18 protein-coding genes are annotated in these 16,371 nt (G+C 67.5%); 7 read left to right on the top strand and 11 right to left on the bottom strand.

Annotation, left to right across the window (positions count from 1 at the left end; all coding sequences use genetic code 11):
- Nucleotides 1–230: 230 nt before the first annotated feature.
- Nucleotides 231–713: a CBS domain-containing protein gene (locus YWM_RS0107960; protein WP_028850281.1), complete on the top strand. Its 483-nt coding sequence runs from the start codon at nucleotides 231–233 to the stop codon at nucleotides 711–713.
- Complete coding sequence (locus tag YWM_RS0107955; protein WP_028850280.1) at nucleotides 710–1,996, top strand: ArsB/NhaD family transporter; 1,287 nt, start codon at nucleotides 710–712, stop codon at nucleotides 1,994–1,996. Before YWM_RS0107960 ends, YWM_RS0107955 begins: the two co-directional genes overlap by 4 nt.
- Here the strand turns inward: YWM_RS0107955 and YWM_RS0107950 are convergent, their stop codons facing one another.
- Complete coding sequence (locus YWM_RS0107950; protein ID WP_028850279.1) at nucleotides 1,997–2,494, bottom strand: MarR family winged helix-turn-helix transcriptional regulator; 498 nt, start codon at nucleotides 2,492–2,494, stop codon at nucleotides 1,997–1,999.
- A gap of 51 nt (nucleotides 2,495–2,545) precedes the next feature.
- On the opposite strand from YWM_RS0107950, the gene YWM_RS0107945 reads away from it, so the two are divergent.
- A complete protein-coding gene (locus YWM_RS0107945; RefSeq protein WP_028850278.1) occupies nucleotides 2,546–3,442 on the top strand; it encodes an EamA family transporter in 897 nt (298 codons plus the stop codon).
- On the opposite strand, the gene YWM_RS0107940 is transcribed toward YWM_RS0107945, so the two are convergent.
- A complete protein-coding gene (locus YWM_RS0107940) occupies nucleotides 3,429–4,235 on the bottom strand; it encodes a siderophore-interacting protein (protein ID WP_156914700.1) in 807 nt (268 codons plus the stop codon). The two genes, YWM_RS0107945 and YWM_RS0107940, sit on opposite strands and share 14 nt — an antisense overlap.
- Before the next feature lie 283 nt (nucleotides 4,236–4,518).
- On the opposite strand from YWM_RS0107940, the gene YWM_RS0107930 reads away from it, so the two are divergent.
- Together YWM_RS0107930 and YWM_RS0107925 are read left to right on the top strand one after the other, a co-directional pair.
- A complete protein-coding gene (locus YWM_RS0107930; protein ID WP_028850276.1) occupies nucleotides 4,519–5,133 on the top strand; it encodes a ClpP family protease in 615 nt (204 codons plus the stop codon).
- Nucleotides 5,133–5,723, top strand: coding sequence for a ClpP family protease (locus YWM_RS0107925; protein WP_028850275.1), 591 nt, complete (start codon nucleotides 5,133–5,135; stop codon nucleotides 5,721–5,723). Before YWM_RS0107930 ends, YWM_RS0107925 begins: the two co-directional genes overlap by 1 nt.
- Nucleotides 5,724–6,144: 421 nt before the next feature.
- Here the strand turns inward: YWM_RS0107925 and YWM_RS25635 are convergent, their stop codons facing one another.
- Together YWM_RS25635 and rlmN are read right to left on the bottom strand one after the other, a co-directional pair.
- Nucleotides 6,145–6,573, bottom strand: a complete 429-nt coding sequence (locus tag YWM_RS25635; RefSeq protein ID WP_084612248.1) for a helix-turn-helix domain-containing protein — start codon at nucleotides 6,571–6,573, stop codon at nucleotides 6,145–6,147.
- A 272-nt stretch (nucleotides 6,574–6,845) separates the two neighbouring features.
- A complete protein-coding gene (rlmN, locus tag YWM_RS0107915; protein WP_043660095.1) occupies nucleotides 6,846–7,970 on the bottom strand; it encodes a dual-specificity RNA methyltransferase RlmN in 1,125 nt (374 codons plus the stop codon).
- A 324-nt stretch (nucleotides 7,971–8,294) separates the two neighbouring features.
- On the opposite strand from rlmN, the gene YWM_RS22645 reads away from it, so the two are divergent.
- Entirely contained in the window at nucleotides 8,295–8,744 is a 450-nt protein-coding gene (locus tag YWM_RS22645) for a PadR family transcriptional regulator (protein ID WP_043660093.1), read from the top strand.
- Between the two features lie 2 nt (nucleotides 8,745–8,746).
- Here YWM_RS22645 and YWM_RS0107905 read toward each other — a convergent pair whose 3' ends face one another.
- From YWM_RS0107905 to rpsB, 5 genes are all read right to left on the bottom strand, one after another.
- Entirely contained in the window at nucleotides 8,747–9,595 is an 849-nt protein-coding gene (locus tag YWM_RS0107905) for a phosphatidate cytidylyltransferase (RefSeq protein WP_245565962.1), read from the bottom strand.
- Nucleotides 9,596–9,644: 49 nt separating this feature from the next.
- Nucleotides 9,645–10,202, bottom strand: a complete 558-nt coding sequence (gene frr, locus YWM_RS0107900; RefSeq protein ID WP_028850272.1) for a ribosome recycling factor — start codon at nucleotides 10,200–10,202, stop codon at nucleotides 9,645–9,647.
- Between the two features lie 10 nt (nucleotides 10,203–10,212).
- Nucleotides 10,213–10,971 carry a UMP kinase gene (pyrH, locus tag YWM_RS0107895; RefSeq protein ID WP_028850271.1) on the bottom strand — a complete coding sequence of 253 codons (759 nt, stop codon included), beginning with the start codon at nucleotides 10,969–10,971 and terminating at the stop codon, nucleotides 10,213–10,215.
- 83 nt (nucleotides 10,972–11,054) lie between these two features.
- Nucleotides 11,055–11,870: a translation elongation factor Ts gene (gene tsf / locus YWM_RS0107890; RefSeq protein WP_028850270.1), complete on the bottom strand. Its 816-nt coding sequence runs from the start codon at nucleotides 11,868–11,870 to the stop codon at nucleotides 11,055–11,057.
- 29 nt (nucleotides 11,871–11,899) lie between these two features.
- Nucleotides 11,900–12,718: a 30S ribosomal protein S2 gene (gene rpsB / locus YWM_RS0107885; protein ID WP_028850269.1), complete on the bottom strand. Its 819-nt coding sequence runs from the start codon at nucleotides 12,716–12,718 to the stop codon at nucleotides 11,900–11,902.
- Between the two features lie 463 nt (nucleotides 12,719–13,181).
- Between rpsB and YWM_RS27045 the strand changes: the two genes are divergently transcribed.
- On the top strand, nucleotides 13,182–14,108 hold the full coding sequence (locus YWM_RS27045) for a peptidoglycan DD-metalloendopeptidase family protein (protein ID WP_342664935.1): 927 nt from the start codon (nucleotides 13,182–13,184) through the stop codon (nucleotides 14,106–14,108).
- Here YWM_RS27045 and YWM_RS0107875 read toward each other — a convergent pair.
- Nucleotides 14,105–15,016, bottom strand: coding sequence for a FliA/WhiG family RNA polymerase sigma factor (locus YWM_RS0107875; RefSeq protein WP_084612245.1), 912 nt, complete (start codon nucleotides 15,014–15,016; stop codon nucleotides 14,105–14,107). The genes YWM_RS27045 and YWM_RS0107875 overlap by 4 nt on opposite strands.
- Nucleotides 14,988–16,064, bottom strand: coding sequence for a tyrosine recombinase XerC (locus tag YWM_RS0107870; protein ID WP_028850267.1), 1,077 nt, complete (start codon nucleotides 16,062–16,064; stop codon nucleotides 14,988–14,990). Before YWM_RS0107870 ends, YWM_RS0107875 begins: the two co-directional genes overlap by 29 nt.
- Nucleotides 16,065–16,371 lie beyond the last annotated feature (307 nt).

Below are 16,371 nucleotides of genomic sequence, written 5' to 3'. Positions count from 1 at the left end.
TCAGCCGAGCTTCGCCGGTGGCTCGGCGGCTGTCCATACGGGGCAACACCCAGTTTCGCCGAGGCGCGACCCGCGTCCTGCGCTGCCCGGCGGCGCCGGATATACATGGTTTACCCGATCGAGTATGGGTGTTCGCACCGATGCACCCTTCGCCCGGCTAACGATTGAATGGCATCCCGGGCGACTGAGGCCCCGGGATGCCCGTGACCACAAACGGACGGAAGACCCCGATGCAGGCTGGCGACATCGCCCAGAACGTGCCCACCGTGACCGCGGACGACGTCGTTTCCCGTGCAGTGCGCCTGATGGCCGTGCGCAGGCTCCCTGGCTTGGTGGTAGTCGATGCGAAAGGGCGTCCGTCCTTCGTCCTACCCGGAACCCAGGTGCTGCGCCTGGCCGTACCCGACGCGTTCCAGGAAGATCCGGCGCTGACGCGCACCATCGACGAGGAACACGCCGATCAGTTCTGGATGGAACTCGGCGAACGGACGGTCGGCGACTGCATCCCCAAACCCGTGCCGAAGCCGGTGACCGTGCAATCAGACGCGACATTGCTCGAGGTCGCCGCGCTCATGGCGCGTGCCCACAGCCCGTTGGTCGCCGTCGTGGACTCGCACGGCAGGCTGACCGGTGGCATCACGCTTGAGCGGCTGATCACCAGCCTCGCCGTGTTCGGGCCGGACGACAACGGCGGATTCGGAGCGAGCCGATGAGTGCCATCGCGGCACTCTCGATCTTCATCGTCGCGTACTTCTTCATTGCCACCGAAAAGATCAACAAGGTCAAGGTGGTGCTGATCGCGGCGGGTGTCATGGCCGTGTTCGGCCTGATTCCCGGCTCCGAGGTCTTCTTCTCCGAACACGAAGGCATCGACTGGAACGTCATCTTCCTGCTGTTCGGGATGATGATCATCGTCGGGATCGTCAAGCAGACCGGTTTGTTCGACTTCCTGGCGATCTGGGCGGCGAAGAAGTCGCGCGGCAAGCCGTACCGGCTGATGGTCATGCTGATGCTGATCACCGCGATCGGCTCGCCGTTCCTGGACAACGTCACCACGATCATGCTGGTCGCGCCGGTGACCATGGTCGTGTGCAACCGGCTGCGAATTTCCCCTCAGCCGTATCTGATCGCGGAGATCCTGGCGTCCAACATCGGCGGTGCGGCCACGCTGATCGGTGATCCGCCGAACATCATCATCGGTAGCCGGGCGGGCCTGACGTTCAACGACTTCCTGATCCACATGGCGCCGGTCGTGGTGGCGATCTTCGCGCTGTTCGTGCTGCTCACCCGCTGGCTGTTCCGCAACTCGTTCGAGTACCACCCGGAGCGGGTCGCTTCGGTGATGGCGTTGAACGAGCGCCGGGCGATCACCGACATGCGGATGTTGCGTCGCTGCCTCGCGGTGTTCGCGCTGGTCGTGCTGGGCTTCTGCTTGCAGACCGTGGTCGGCCTCGACCCCGCGATCGTGGCTCTGGTCGGCGCCGGCCTGATGCTGTTGGTCACCAACGCCGACGTCAACGACGTGATGGAAGAGGTGGAATGGCCGACGCTGATCTTCTTCTTCGGCCTGTTCGTGATGGTCGCCGGGTTGGTGCACACCGGCGTCATCGCCACCGTCGGCGAGTACACCGCCACCGTGTTCGGCGACAACTACCTGCTGGCGGCGACCGGTTTGCTGTTCGGCTCGGCGGTCTTCGGCGCATTCTTCGACAACATCCCGTACGTCGCGACGCTGGCGCCCATCGTGCAGGGCATCACCGACGGCATCACGGACCCGGCCACCGCGGACGCCTTGTGGTGGGCGTTCGCGCTGGGCGCCGACTTCGGTGGTAACGGCACGGCAGTGGCCGCGAGCGCGAACGTGGTCGCCATCGGCATCGCGGCCCGCAGCGGTCACCACATCAGCTTCTGGCAGTTCACCAAATACGGCATCATCGTCACGATCTGGAGCGTCGCGCTGGCTTGGGTCTACGTCTGGCTGCGGTACTTCGTGTAGTCAGCAGGGCCGCGGCGGCTCCAACTTCTCCAGCCAGATGGTGAGCAACTGCTCGAGCTCCTTGACCTGCTCCGGGGTGAGCTCGGACAGCAGCCGCCGTTCGTTGCGCAGGTGCTCCACCACGGCCCGGTCGATGAGGTCGCGGCCTGCCGGTGTCAATGCCACGACCCGGCCACGGCCGTCCTCCTCGCTCGGGCGGCGGGTCACCAGGCCCGCGCACTCCAGGCGATCGATGCGTTTGGTGACCGCGCTGGTGGTGACCATGGTGTGCGCCGCGATCTCGCCCGGTGCGCGCTCGAACGGCTCCCCTGCCCGGCGCAGTGTCGCCAGGACGTCGAACTCGCCCTCGCTGAGCCCGAAGCGCCGGTAAATCAGTCGTAGCTGGTCGGTGAGCAGCAAGCCGACGCGGTGCAGACGACCGATGACTCCGATCGGGCTGACGTCGAGCTCCGGCCACACGTCGGCCCAGGCAGCCTGGATACGCGCTACGTGGTCCATTGGTTGGGACGCCTCGTTGCGGTGTTTTCCTTGGAAAGTATCTTGGTTTCCATGGAAAATACCTTGCGTTGGAGCCTCGTCACCGCGATCGCTCCGATTGCGTGGGGCTCGACGTACTTCGTCGCTCACGAGTTCATTCCTCCCGGACATCCCCTGCTCGGCGGGATGCTGCGCGCGCTGCCGGCTGGTCTCATCCTGCTCGCTTTCCGCCCCCGGCTGCCACATGGGTCCTGGTGGTGGAAATCGCTGGTCCTCGGCACGCTCAACGTCGGCGCGTTCTTCGTGCTGATCTACGTCGCGGCGCAGTCCCTGCCCAGCAGCCTGGCTTCCACGATCATGGCCCTGTCCCCCGCCGCGCTGATCCTGCTGGCCTGGCCCCTGGCGTCGGAGAAGCCGACGGCCAGGGCACTGGCCGGGGCCGCGATCGGCATCACCGGCGCCTGTCTCATGGTGTTCACCGCGGTTCATGACGTCGATCCGATCGGCGTGGTCGCATCGGCGTCGGCGATGCTGATGTCCTCGCTGGGCTTCATCCTGGCCAAGCGGTGGAACACCGGCGACGTCGATGCCCTGACGTCGACGGCCTGGCAATTGGTCGCGGGTGGGCTGCTGCTCACGCCGGTGGCGATCTCCGTCGAGGGCTGGCTCCCGCCGCTGGACGGCGCCGCGATCGCCGGCTACGTGTACGTGGGGTTGGTGTCCACCGCAATCGCCTACGCGGCCTGGTTCAACGGTCTTGCCCACCTGCCCGCATCGGCCGTCGGCCTGATCGGACTGCTCAACCCGGCTACCGGCGTGCTGCTCGGGACCGCGATCGCGGGCGAGCTGCTCAGCGCTCGCCAGATCATCGGGCTCGGACTGATCGTCGTGGGACTGTTGTTCAGTCAGCGGATCGCCGGCGCGCGGCGGCGAGTTCCTCGGCCGCAGCCCGCGCTCAGCGAGGCGTGATCTCCGGCTGCCGCCAGTAGCCGCAGAAGTAGACCTGGTCCTTGCCGAACCCGCGCTCGTTGACCAGGTGTCTGCGCACCGAGGTGGCCAGGCTCGATTCGCCGGCCACCCACGCGTAGCAGTCCTGCGGTTGCACCGTCGCCGATCGCAGTTCGTTCAGCACCCGGAGACCCCGGGGCGCTGCGGTCGGCGCGCGGTGCAGCCACCGGATCTCGGCATTCGGCGGGCAGAACAGCTCGAGTTCCCAGTCGACGTCGTCGACCTCGAGCAGCACCAGGGCCTCGATCTCCGGGTGGAGCTGCTCGAGCGTGGCGCTGATGGCGGGCAGGGCGGTCTCGTCGCCGACCAACAACAGGCGGCGCGTGGTCGCAGGCGGCTCGAACCGAGCACCGTCGGAGAGGATGCCGATCTTGTCGCCCGGGACGGCGCGCCGAGCCCAGGAGGACGCCGGGCCTTCGTCGCCGTGCAGGACGAAGTCGATGTCGAGTTCGCCGGTGATCCGGTCGATGGCGCGCACGGTGTAGTTGCGCACCACGGGGCGGACGGCCTCCGGCATGGCGCACACCTCGGGCCACCAGCGGGCACCGATGGGAAGGTGCAGCTCGGCGCCGGGCCTCGGCGGGAGGAAAACGCGCACCAGATGGTCCGGTCCCGCGTAGTCGAATTTCTCGATCTCGTCACAGTGCAGCCGAACCCGTACCATGTGGGGGTTGAGCTGGGTGGTCGACACCACCACGGCAGGCATGGCCAGCGAATCCCGGACGATCGCTCGCCTGGCCGTAGTTACTGTCACGGGACCTCCCTGGACGGTTTAGCTAAGGCTAACCTTAGGTGAAAGCCGCCCACGTTGTCGCGGTGGCGGTCGTCACCTTCCGGATACCCCCGTTCGGCCCGAGGCACGCAGTGGCGACGAACACCCTGCGCCCAGGCCGGTCGGTCCATCCGTCCGCCGTGAGCTCCACCCGTCCGCCGTGACCTCCACCCGTCCGCCGTGAGCTCCACCCGTCCGCCGTGAGCGAAGCAGCCCTGAGCAGATTCACCGGCGCCGCCGCCCGAAGCACACGCAGGATCGGGCCATGAGCGACGACGAAATCCCGCGAATCTTCGACAAACAGATGCGCGAGGACCTGCGGCGGCACCGCGTGCTGGTGTTGGACGGCCAGCTCGACGACGACAACGGCACGGCGCTGACCACGCAGATCCTCATGCTCGCGGCGCAGGACCCGACCAAGGACATCGCGCTGTGGATCCACTCACCCGGCGGCTCCGTGCCGTCGATGCTGGCCATCCGCGACGTGATGAAGCTGGTGCCGTGCGACGTCACAACCGTCGCCCTCGGGCTCGCATGCAGCGCAGGCCAGTTCCTGCTGTCCGCGGGCACCAAGGGCAAGCGCTACGCCCTGCCGCACGCTCGGATCCTGATGCACCAGGGCTCGGCGGGGATCGGCGGCTCGGCCGTCGAGGTCGAGGTGCAGGCCGATGACTTGCGCCACACCCGGGACACCGTGCTCGGACTGATCGCCCAGGACACCGGTCAGGACCTCGAGCGGGTCTTCACCGACTCGCTGCACGACCGGTGGTTCACCACGCAAGAGGCGCTCGAGTACGGCTTCATCGACCACATCGTCGAGGACTTCGCCCAGGTGGAAGGCCCGCTGCGGAGGGCCAAGTTCGGGATGGTGGCCGACTGATGAGCACGTACACGATTCCCAACGTGATCACCCGGACCGCGGGCAGCGAGCGGATCATGGACGTCTACTCGCACCTGCTGAGCGAGCGGGTGGTCTACCTCGGTACCGCGATCGACTCCGGGGTGGCCAACGCGCTGATCGCGCAGATGTTGCATCTGGAGGCGGAGTCCCCGGAGGAGAGCATCAACCTCTACATCAACTGTGAGGGCGGCGATCCGTCCGCGATGCTGGCGATCTACGACACCATGACCTACATCAAGGCGCCGGTGTACACCACGTGCGTCGGGCAGGCGGTGGCCGCGGGCGCTGTGCTGCTGGCCGGCGGCGAGCCGGGGCACCGCGCGGTGCTGCCGCACTCGCGCGTCGTACTGCACCAGCCCGCCGCGCAGGGCCGTGGTTCGATCCCGGATCTCATCCTGCAAGCCGACGAGGTGGTGCGCGTCCGCGCCCAGTTCGAGGCGATCTTGAGTGAGCACACGGGGCGCTCGGTCGAACAGCTCCGGCACGACACCGATCGCGACCGGGTCTTCGACGCCGCCGGAGCGGTGGAGTACGGGTTGGCCGACATGGTGCTGACCAACCGGCCGTGATTACGTGACGAGGGCACGGGAGCAAGCGGCCGTGACCGCGACGAGGAGCGGCCCTCAGTCGCAACTGCGACGAGGAGCGCAGGCTCCACCAGCCACGGCACGCCAAACGGCCACAGCGGCAACGTTGGGGAGCGCCGTGGTACCGACAGGCCCCCTCAGCGCGGGAGCTCGAGCTCTCGGAGTCCGAGCTCCCGCGGCGGCAGGTTCAACAAACGGAAGCCGCCGTGTGAGCACCGCGCGTGACAGCCACCTAGAAGCCGCTCGTGGGCAGTCACTGAGAAGCCGCACGTGGCAGCCACCTGGAGGCCGCTCGTGGCAGCTACCCAAGCAACTGGCCTGTGCGGCGCCACACGGCCACGGCCGTCGACTACTGGCCTTCTCGATCCGGCCGGGCCCCGCCACGAAACCTGCCGGCTGCCGCCTAGGCGGCCATCAATACCGGCCCTGCCGGCGGCGAAATCGCCCGCAGCGTCGGCGTCTGTTTCTGGCCGATCTCGAAGCGACCGGCCGCCCGTGTGCGACCCGGACGGCGCAGCGATGCCACCCGACTCGCCGGGCGTACGCGCCGACCCGCTCGCTCGAGAACGTCCGCCAGGACATGATCCAGATCGACACCGAGGGCGCCGACCACCGCGGCGATCATCTCGCTCGACGGCTCCTTGCGCCCACGCTCGATCTCCGACAAGTACTGCGGCGAGATGCCGGCCCGTTCGGCCACGTCGACCAGCCTCGCCTGCCGGGACTCTCTGACAGCGCGCAACGTTTTGCCGAGCCGCTCACGCCACAACGCGGCGGTCTCCGTCGGCTCCGGCACGGACGGCGTCAGAGGGTGAATGCGCGCTTCAGCCATGCGATCATCCTGGCATTCGGCTCGGCCACGCGGAGCGCGTTCTGCTGTCAGCAGAACGTCGCGTCGCACCGAGTCGACAGCCGATCACGCAGACTCAGGACCGCAGCGAGCCGCCCAATCCGACAGCCGATCCCCGCACACCGAGGCCGAGCGGCCGCGGACCCCGACAGGCTCGAAGTCCCGCGGGCTCAGTGGGCGGATCGTCGGCAGATGGCAGTCCGCAACCTTGGCTCTCCGCTGTGACGTCGTAGGCGACGACCCCGCCCCCAGGCTCAGTTCTCCGCGGCGAGCTGCCCACACGCAGCGGCGATCTCCTGGCCGCGGGTGTCACGAACGGTGCAGGTCACGCCGCCTTCGTTGACCCGGCGAACGAACTCACGCTCCACATCCTTGGGGGATGCGTCCCACTTCGAGCCCGGCGTCGGATTCAACGGGATGACATTGACGTGCACCAGATACCCCAGGTGCTCGCGCAGACGCTTCGCCAACAGGTCGGCGCGCCACGGCTGGTCGTTCACGTCACGAATCAGGGCGTACTCGATACTGACCCGCCGCGACGTGCGATCGATGTAGTACTTCGCCGCTTGCAGCACCTCGTCGATCGACCACCGGTTGTTCACCGGGACCAACGTGTCGCGCAGCTCGTCGTCCGGGGTATGCAGGGACACCGCCAGCCGCACCTGCAACCCTTCGTCGGCCAGCTTGCGGATCGCCGGCGCCAATCCGACGGTCGAGACCGTCACGGAGCGCTGCGAGATTCCCAGGCCGGACGGCGTGGGATCGGTGATGCGCCGAACCGCGGCCACCACCCGCTTGTAGTTGGCCAGGGGCTCGCCCATGCCCATGAACACGACGTTGGACAGGCGCCCCGGCGCCGGCTTGCCGTCCGGCCCGGGCAGCACCCCGTCCCGCATCACCGCCGCAGCCGAGCGAACCTGGTCGACGATCTCCGCGGTGGACAGGTTGCGCTGCAATCCGCCCTGCCCCGTCGCGCAGAACGGGCACGCCATGCCACAACCAGCCTGGCTGGAGATGCACAGCGTCGCACGATCCGGGTAGCGCATCAGCACGCTTTCCAGAAGCGTGCCGTCGTGCGCGCGCCAGAGCGTCTTGCGCGTAGCTCCGTCGTCGCATTCGACCGAACGAACCTCGGTCAGCAGCTGCGGCATCAGCTCGGTGGCCAGCCGCTCACGGGCAGCCGCCGGGATGTCGGTCATCTGTGCCGGGTCGACGTTCAGGCGCGCGAAGTAGTGGCGCGAAAGCTGCTTGGCCCGGAACGGCTTCTCCCCCAGCGCCGCCACCGCTTCCGTGCGCTCGGCAAGCGTGAGGTCGGCCAGGTGCCGAGGCGGCAGGCCACGTTTGGGCGCATCGAAAACCAAGGGCAGTGGCGAAGACACGCCCTCCAGTGTCGCACGACGCCGCGCTGACCAGCGACGACGCCCCCAGGCGACCCATTTCACCATGCGACGTTGCATCTCGATCGTTTCCGATATATCGTTAACAGTCGAAACCGATTGGAGGTATTGATGATGAAGGAAGAAAAACTCCGTCGCGTCGCCCGGCTCGCCGCGCTGCACGGGGACGACCCACGGGCATGGCGATCACGCCATCCGGGCGGCCCGTTCGGACCGTTCGGCCCTTCCCCCAGCCCGTTCGGCGGCCCCTGGGGTCCCGGCTGGCACGGCCGGGGACGTCGGCGTGGACGCGGAAAGCGCGGCGACGTGCGTGCGGCCATCCTGACCTTGCTCGCCGAAGCCGACGAGCCGATGCACGGATACGAAATGATCAGCGAGATCGCGGAGCGCAGCGGTGGGTTCTGGAAGCCGAGTCCCGGCTCGATCTATCCGACGCTGCAGCTGCTCAACGACGAGGGATTGATCGAGGACGTCGGCGGCAAGGGTGGCAAGCGCCTGTTCCGACTGACCGACGAGGGTAAGGAAGCTGCCGAGAATCTCGGTGCCCCGCCGTGGGAGCAGATCGACGTCGAACCCACCGAGGTCGAGTTGCACCAGGCGGCGGCAGCGCTCCGCGGCGCCTTGATGCAGGTGGCGACCGTCGGCTCACCGGCGCAGCGGAAGAAGGCGGTGGCCATGATCAACCAGCTGCGCAAAGCGCTGTACGGAATGCTCGGCGAGATCGACGACCCCGATGAGTCCGACGACGAGGACTGAGATCAGGCGGGCAGGAACAACGCCAGCATGCCCCACGCGACGACAGCGGAGGGCAGCATGGAATCCAACCGGTCCATGAGCCCTCCGTGTCCGGGCAGCAGCGTGCCCATGTCCTTGATCCCCAGGTCACGCTTGATCGACGACTCCACGAGGTCGCCGAGGGTGGCGGTCAGCACGATCGCCGCGCCGAACAAGGCGCCTTGCCAGACCTGGCCGTCGAGCAGGAAGTGCACCGACAGCATGCCGACGCCCACGCCGGCGATCAGTGAACCGGCGAAGCCCTCCCAGCTCTTCTTCGGGCTGATCGAGGGCGCCATCGGATGCTTGCCCTTGAGCACACCCGCCGCGTAGCCGCCCACGTCCGAGGCCACCACCCCCAGCATGAACGCGATGACCCGGTTGGCGCCGTCCTCCGGCAACAGCAGGAGGACGGCGAAGGCGCCGCACAGAGGCAGGTACACGACGGCGAGGGCGGACGCGGCGACATCGCGCAGGTAGCCGTCCGTGCCGCCGGGCAAGCGCCAGAGCAGGCACAACAGGACGGTGAGCACGAGCGGCACCACGATGCCGACCACACCGAACGGCCAGGACAACCACACGATCGCCTGACCGCCGACAAGAACCGGGATCAGCTGGACTCGGATGCCGGCGGCCGCGCGCAGCGCCTGGCTGAACTCCCAGCTCCCGATCAGCATCGCGATCGACACGATGGCGATGAACCAGTGTCGCTCGATCAGCAGCGACGCCAGGATCGCCGCACCGAGCAGTACCCCGACCCCGATGGCCGCAGGCAGATTACGTCCGGCGCGCGACGGCTTCCGGCCTGCGGACTCCTGCGCGGAGTCGTTCACATCGATCACGCGAGCTGAGCGCTCGGAATCCAACGGCTGTCGAGGCACCTCAGACCTCGAGCAGCTCGGCTTCCTTGCGCTTGACCAGCTCGTCGATCTGCTGGACGTACTGGTCGGTCAACGTCTGCAGCTCCTTCTCGGCGTGGTAGACGTCGTCCTCGCCGACCTCGCCCTCCTTCTTCAGCCGCTCGAGCTCTTCCTTGGCCTTGCGCCGCAGACCACGGACGACGATCTTGGCGTCCTCACCCTTGCTCTTGGCGACCTTGACCATCTCGCGGCGGCGTTCCTCGGTCAGCTGCGGGAACACCACGCGAATGATCGTGCCGTCGTTGGTGGGGTTGACGCCGAGGTCCGAATCCCGGATGGCCTTCTCGATCGCGCCGAGCTGCGACTGGTCGTACGGCTTGACCACCGCCATCCGCGCTTCCGGGATGTTGATGCTGGCCAGCTGGTTCAGCGGCGTCGGCGCCCCGTAGTAGTCCACCGTGATGCGCGCGAACATGGCTGGAGCGGCGCGCCCCGTGCGGACCGACGTCAAGTCATCTTTCGCGACCTCTACGGCCTTCTCCATCTTCTCCTCTGCCTCGAGGAGTGTCTCGTCGATCACGGTGACTCCTTCAGTCCAGCTGCTCGCGACTGGCCGGGGTGGCGACCAGCGTGCCGATCCTCTCACCACGCACCGCGCGGGCGATGTTCCCCTCGACCAACAAGTTGAACACGATGATCGGCATGTTGTTGTCCATGCACAGCGAGAACGCCGTGGAGTCGGCCACCTTCAGGCCCTTCTCCAGCGCTTCGGCGTGCGTGATGGTGGTGTACATGGTGGCATTGGGGTCCTTGCGTGGGTCGGCGGAGTAGACCCCGTCCACCGCCTTGGCCATCAGCACGACCTCGCAGCCGATTTCCAGCGCCCGCTGTGCAGCCGTGGTGTCGGTGGAGAAGTACGGCAGACCCGCACCGCCACCGAAGATCACGACGCGGCCCTTCTCCAGGTGCCGTTCGGCGCGGCGCGGAATGTAGGGTTCGGCGACCTGACCCATCGTGATGGCGGTCTGCACCCTGGTCGGGATGCCTTCCTTCTCCAGAAAGTCCTGCAACGCCAAGCAGTTCATCACGGTGCCGAGCATGCCCATGTAGTCGGCCCGGTCCCGGTCCATGCCGCGCTGCTGCAACTCGGCGCCACGGAAGAAGTTCCCGCCGCCGATCACGACCGCTACCTGGATGCCGCTGCGTACCACCTCGGAGATCTGCACGGCGACGGTGTGCACCACGTCCGGGTCCACGCCGACCGACCCGCCGCCGAACATCTCGCCACCGAGTTTGAGCAGCACTCTGCGATAGCCCCGCGTGCTCGTCCCCCGTCCGTCAGTGCCCACGCCGCCTCCTACCGCATTTGTGCCCCGCCCCGAGGTCTCGGGACGGGGCACAAACGTTACTCACGATCTATGCCGCCTCGACGTCAGGCCTGGCCGACCTCGAACCGGACGAACCGGCTTACGGTTACCCCCGCAGCGTCGAGCAGCTGCTTCACGGTCTTCTTGTTGTCGGTCACCGACGGCTGCTCGAGCAGCACGTTGTCCTTGAAGTAGGCGTTGACCTTGCCCTCGACGATCTTGGGCAGTGCCCGCTCGGGCTTGCCCTCCTCGATGGCGGTCTTCTCGGCGATCGCCTTCTCCTTCTCCACGACGTCGGCAGGCACCTCGTCGCGGGTCAGGTAACGCGCCTTGAGCGCCGCCACCTGCATGGCCGCGCCACGGGCGGCCTCGGCATCGTCACCTTCGTACTCGATCAGCACGCCGACCGCGGGCGGCAGGCCGGCGCCCCGCCGGTGCAGGTACGTCTCGGTCTTGCCCTCGAAGAAGGCGACGCGCCGCAGCTCCAGCTTCTCGCCGATCTTGGCCGACAGCGCCTGGATGGCCGACTCGACCGTGCCGCCGTCCAGCTCCGCGGCCTTGACCGTCTCGACGTCGTTGGCCTTGGTGGCCTTGACGATCTCGACGATCTTGTCCGCCAGCGAGACGAACTCCTCGCTCTTGGCGACGAAGTCCGTCTCCGAGTTCAGCTCGACCAGGGCCCCGCCGTTACCGGCCACCAGGCCCTCGGCGGTGGAGCGCTCGGCACGCTTGCCGACGTCCTTGGCGCCCTTGATGCGCAGGTACTCGACCGCCTTGTCGAAGTCGCCGTCGTTCTCCTCCAGCGCCTTCTTGCAGTTCATCATGCCGGCGCCGGTCAGCTCGCGGAGGCGCTTGACGTCCGCCGCGGTGTAGTTCGCCATGTGTCCGTGTGTCCCTCTCGTGGCTTCGGTCAGTTGGTGCTGGCAGCGGTCTCGCTGGGCTTGTCGCTGGTGAGCAGCTCCTGCTCCCACTCAGCGAGCGGCTCGTCGCTTGCCACCTCGGGCTTGTCCTCACCGTCGGCGACCGCGCCGTTGCGCGCGCCGGCCCTGGCCAGCAGCCCTGCCGCAACCGCCTCGGCGATCACCTTGGTCAGCAGCGAAGCCGACCGGATCGCGTCGTCGTTGCCCGGGATCGGGTAGTCCACCTCGTCCGGGTCGCAGTTGGTGTCCAGGATCGCCACGACCGGGATGTTGAGCTTGCGCGCCTCGCTGACCGCGATGTGCTCCTTCTTGGTGTCGACGACCCACACCGCGCTGGGCACCTTGGACATGTCCCGGATGCCGCCGAGCGTGCGCTCCAGCTTGTCCTTCTCGCGGGTCAGCATCAGGATCTCTTTCTTGGTCAGACCCTGGAAGCCACCCGTCTGCTCCATGGACTCCAGCTCCTTGAGCCGCTGAAGCCGCTTGTGCACGGTCTGGAAGTTGGTGAGCATGCCGCCCAGCCAGCGCTGGTTGACGTACGGCATACCGACCCGCAGCGCCTCGTTGGCGATCGCTTCCTGCGCCTGCTTCTTGGTGCCGACGAACAGGATCGTGCCGCCGTGCGCGACGGTCTCCTTGACGAACTCGAACGCCTTGTCGATGTAGGACAGCGTCTGCTGGAGGTCGATGATGTAGATGCCGTTGCGCTCGGTGAAGATGTAGCGCTTCATCTTCGGGTTCCAGCGGCGGGTCTGATGCCCGAAGTGGACACCCGAGTCCAGCAGCTGCTTCATGGTGACGACGGCCATGGCCGGAAAGCACCTTCTTCTGCTCGTGGGGCCCGGTCGACGCCGGAGCCCGCCTGTCGGTTGTCGCCACCGTCCGGGTGGACGGCGGCCCTGGTGCGGTGCCGGTACTCTGACCCCTCCGACGTTGGCGGCGGGGACCGCAGAGCGCCGTTGCCTTGAGGCATTGCACGCGCACGCGAAGTCAGCTCGCAGTGCGAGCCGCTGTCGTGCAGTGTACCGGGCGCGGCTGAAGACGTCCGAGCTGGGCGAACGTCATGCGGAAGGCCTCCCCACCAGGGGTGAACCGTGCCGGAGCGACTGGCGTGCGTCGGTCTTGTCCACTCCGAGTATCGCCCGAACAACGCGTCGTCCCTAGGGGCCGCATGCGGCGCTCGCGCGAGCAGTTGTCCACACCCACCCGGTTATCCACAACGGAAGAGGAAACGGCTCCCGTCGGCTGGTCGAAACCGGCGATGCTCGCGGCATGACGAACTTCCTCGCACGGCATCAAGGTGTGCACCGCACCGGTGGCGGTCGGCAGCGTTTCGTCCCGTGGCCAGTTGCGCTGTGTCTTGCCGTTGCGGTCGCGATGAGTGGCAGTGCGGTTTCGAGCTTTGTTGCGGCCACCGCCGTCCTGGACGCACCGACGGCATTGCACCCGCCGCCGGAACAGGTGTCGTTACGTGCCTACACGAGTGACACCGACGTCGCACGCGGCGGCCGGGCTCGCCACACGACAGCTGACGACGACCCAGCGACGCGACCATCGGCCGACCCAGCCACTCGGTCGTCAGCTGACCCAGCAACGCGTTCCTCAGCCGACCCGGCAACGCGTTCCGCAGCCGACCCGGCAACGCGTTCCGCAGCCGACCCGGCCACACGGTCGTCAGCTGACCCAGCAACGCGTTCCTCAGCCGACCCGGCCACACGGTCGTCTGCTCGCCCAGCAATTCGGTCGTCAGCCGGCGACCCTGGGACGCCGACCCGAGGCAGGTTTGCGTGGCCGTTGCACCCAACTCCCCCGGTGGTCCGCAGCTTCGACCCTCCCGACACCCCCTTCGGTGCCGGCCACCGTGGGGTCGACCTCGGAGGGCGCCGCGGGCAACCGGTGCTCGCCGCAAGCGCGGGCGTGGTGGTCTACGCGGACAAGCTGGCAGGGCGAGGAGTCATCTCGATCGAGCACGACGCAGTGCACACGACATATGAACCCGTGCGTGCCGAGGTGAAGGTGGGTGATCAGGTTTACGAGGGTCAACGCATCGGCACGCTCGAGTCGGGGCACGAGGGCTGTCCGGAAGCGGCGTGCCTGCACTGGGGTGCGTTGCGCACGGTGCCCGAACTGCAGTATCTGGATCCTCTCCAGCTCGTCAGGTCGCGGTCGGTTGTTCGGCTGAAGCCGTGGACCGGCTAGACGGAGGCCTGCTCGGTGAGCTTGGCGCGCAGCCGCAGCACGGCGCGCGTGTGCAGTTGGCTGACGCGCGATTCGGTGACGCCGAGGACCTTGCCGATCTCAGCCAGCGTGAGGCTCTCGAAGTAGTAGAGGCTGACGATGATCCGGTCACGCTCGGTCAGCTGGGCGATCGCGTCGGCGAGTTGCCTGCGGTTGTCCCGGTCGACCAGCACGGACACCGGGTCCGGCGCGTCCTCGTCCTGCAAGGCTTCGACGAGGGATGCCGACTCCCGCCCCGGCGAGAGGAGTTCCTCCAGCGCCACGACGCTGGTCAGCCGCAGTTGTCCGTAGAGGTCTCGGAGCTCGTCGACCGTGATGTCCAGTTCGCGGGCCAGTTCTTCGTCGGTGGGGGTGCGATTGAGCTTGCCGCTCAGTCGTTCGATCGCTCGCTCGACCTCGCGAGCCCGGCTGCGCACCGCCCGCGGCACCCAGTCCTGCGACCTGAGATCGTCGAGAATCGCGCCGCGAATGCGCTGCATCGCGTAGGTCTCGAACTTCCAGCCTCGGCTGGGGTCGAACTTCTCGATGGCGTCGACCAGGCCGAAGATTCCCGACCCGACGAGGTCACCCGTGTCGATGTGCGTGGGCAATCCGGTGCCGACCTTGCCTGCCACGTACTTGACCAGCGGAGCGTAGTGCAGCAGAAGGCGGTCGCGAAGGCTACGCGTCGGGTTCTCGGCGAACTGTCGCCACAACGCGTCGATGGCTTCGTCGGACTGGCCGTTGGCCTCCGCTTTGGTCATGGCCGCAGCTCGAACCTGCGCAGGTACGTCACGCTTTGCCCGGTCCCCAGCGGCATCGGGCTCCACGGCCGAGCGAGCCGCTGCGGCGCGGGTGCGCTCACCTGGCCCTGGGATGCGTTCGGTCATGTATTGCCTTCAGCCGGTCAACGGTGACATGAGTGTAGAGCTGGGTGGTCGCTAGCGTAGCGTGACCGAGTAACTCCTGAACGCTGCGAAGGTCCGCACCCCCGTCCAGTAGGTGAGTCGCCGCGGAGTGGCGTAAACCGTGTGGTCCGATGTCCGCCGCGCCCGGCACGGCCGAGGTGGCGTCATGCACCACCTTGCGCACCGTGCGCTGATCGATTCGTCCACCCCGAACCCCCACGAACACGGGAGCATCGTCATCGCTGGCGTGTGTCCGCGCAAGTGATTGCCGGCCACGATCCAGCCACGCTTGCAGCGCGGCGGCCGCCGGTTGACCGAACGGCACCACCCGTTCCTTGTTGCCTTTACCGATCACGCGCAGCAGGCGCCGGGAAAAGTCGATCTGGTCGATGTTGAGCGCACACAGCTCCGCCACGCGAATGCCCGTCGCGTACAGCAGCTCGACGATGGCGTGGTCACGCAGCGCCACGGGGTTGTCCTGCTCAGCCCCGAGCGCTGATGCCCGCATGAGATCGGTGGCTTGATCCTTGCTCAGAACGGTGGGCAGTTTGCGATGCGGACGCGGTGCCTCCAGGCGCTCGCCGGGATCGGTCTCCAGGTAGCCCTGCTTCACCGCCCACGCGGTGAACGTTCGAGCCGAGGCCGCTCGCCTTGCCAGTGTCGTGCGCGCGACTCCCGCCGTGTGCTGGCTCGACAGCCAACTCCGCAGTTCGCGGACGTCAAGGCCCTCGATGCTCGCGTCGTCTGACACCGCCTCCACGTCGCCTGGATCTTCTGGCTGAGATCCGTCGTGGGGCGGCGAGCCCTCTGGCGCGGCGCGAGGCTTCGGCGGCGCGGCAAGGTCGATGCCGTGCAGATGCGCCAGGAGCGAGACGACATCCCCTACGTAGGCCCGAACCGTATGCGGTGACAACCCGCGCTCGGAGCGGAGATGACGCTCGAATGCCGCCACGATCCGCTCGCACGCGGCGGGCAACGCGTCCCGCGCTCGCTGAAGGTCCGGCCTGGTCGCCGGGGACCTGGTCCCCATGTTCATCAACCTGGGGTAAGCACTGCCGGGCGTCAAGTATCCGGATCTTCGTGTCGCACGCTCCCAGCAACAACCCGACCGCCTGCACCCAGCCGAGTGATCTTTCGCAACAACTTGATCGCAACACTTCGACCGTCCGGGCTGTTGCGCAGTGGTCGCTTGGGCCGGGGCGGCTCCGCGAGCCCGGCCGCTCGGACCGGCCTCGCCAGCAGTGGCGTGGCCGCCCGCACTCCCGAGCCCACATGGGCAAACCGGGCATGCCCGCGCAGCCCGAGCGTCGGGCCGGAGGGCCGGAACAAAACCATGC

It is taken from the genome of Thermocrispum municipale DSM 44069 (assembly GCF_000427825.1).
Taxonomy (GTDB): Bacteria; Actinomycetota; Actinomycetes; order Mycobacteriales; family Pseudonocardiaceae; genus Thermocrispum; species Thermocrispum municipale.
The sequence above is the reverse complement of the archived record's forward strand: the minus strand, read 5'-3'. Positions and strand labels throughout refer to the sequence as shown.

Coding starts and splice junctions, on each gene's coding strand:
- YWM_RS0107960 (WP_028850281.1), top strand. CDS start 231: ATGCAGGCTGGCGACATCGCCCAGAACGTGCCCACCGTGACCGCGGAC.
- YWM_RS0107955 (WP_028850280.1), top strand. CDS start 710: ATGAGTGCCATCGCGGCACTCTCGATCTTCATCGTCGCGTACTTCTTC.
- YWM_RS0107950 (WP_028850279.1), bottom strand. CDS start 2,494: ATGGACCACGTAGCGCGTATCCAGGCTGCCTGGGCCGACGTGTGGCCG.
- YWM_RS0107945 (WP_028850278.1), top strand. CDS start 2,546: ATGGAAAATACCTTGCGTTGGAGCCTCGTCACCGCGATCGCTCCGATT.
- YWM_RS0107930 (WP_028850276.1), top strand. CDS start 4,519: ATGAGCGACGACGAAATCCCGCGAATCTTCGACAAACAGATGCGCGAG.
- YWM_RS0107925 (WP_028850275.1), top strand. CDS start 5,133: ATGAGCACGTACACGATTCCCAACGTGATCACCCGGACCGCGGGCAGC.
- YWM_RS25635 (WP_084612248.1), bottom strand. CDS start 6,573: ATGGCTGAAGCGCGCATTCACCCTCTGACGCCGTCCGTGCCGGAGCCG.
- tsf (WP_028850270.1), bottom strand. CDS start 11,870: ATGGCGAACTACACCGCGGCGGACGTCAAGCGCCTCCGCGAGCTGACC.
- rpsB (WP_028850269.1), bottom strand. CDS start 12,718: ATGGCCGTCGTCACCATGAAGCAGCTGCTGGACTCGGGTGTCCACTTC.
- YWM_RS27045 (WP_342664935.1), top strand. CDS start 13,182: ATGACGAACTTCCTCGCACGGCATCAAGGTGTGCACCGCACCGGTGGC.
- YWM_RS0107875 (WP_084612245.1), bottom strand. CDS start 15,016: ATGACCGAACGCATCCCAGGGCCAGGTGAGCGCACCCGCGCCGCAGCG.
- YWM_RS0107870 (WP_028850267.1), bottom strand. CDS start 16,064: ATGGGGACCAGGTCCCCGGCGACCAGGCCGGACCTTCAGCGAGCGCGG.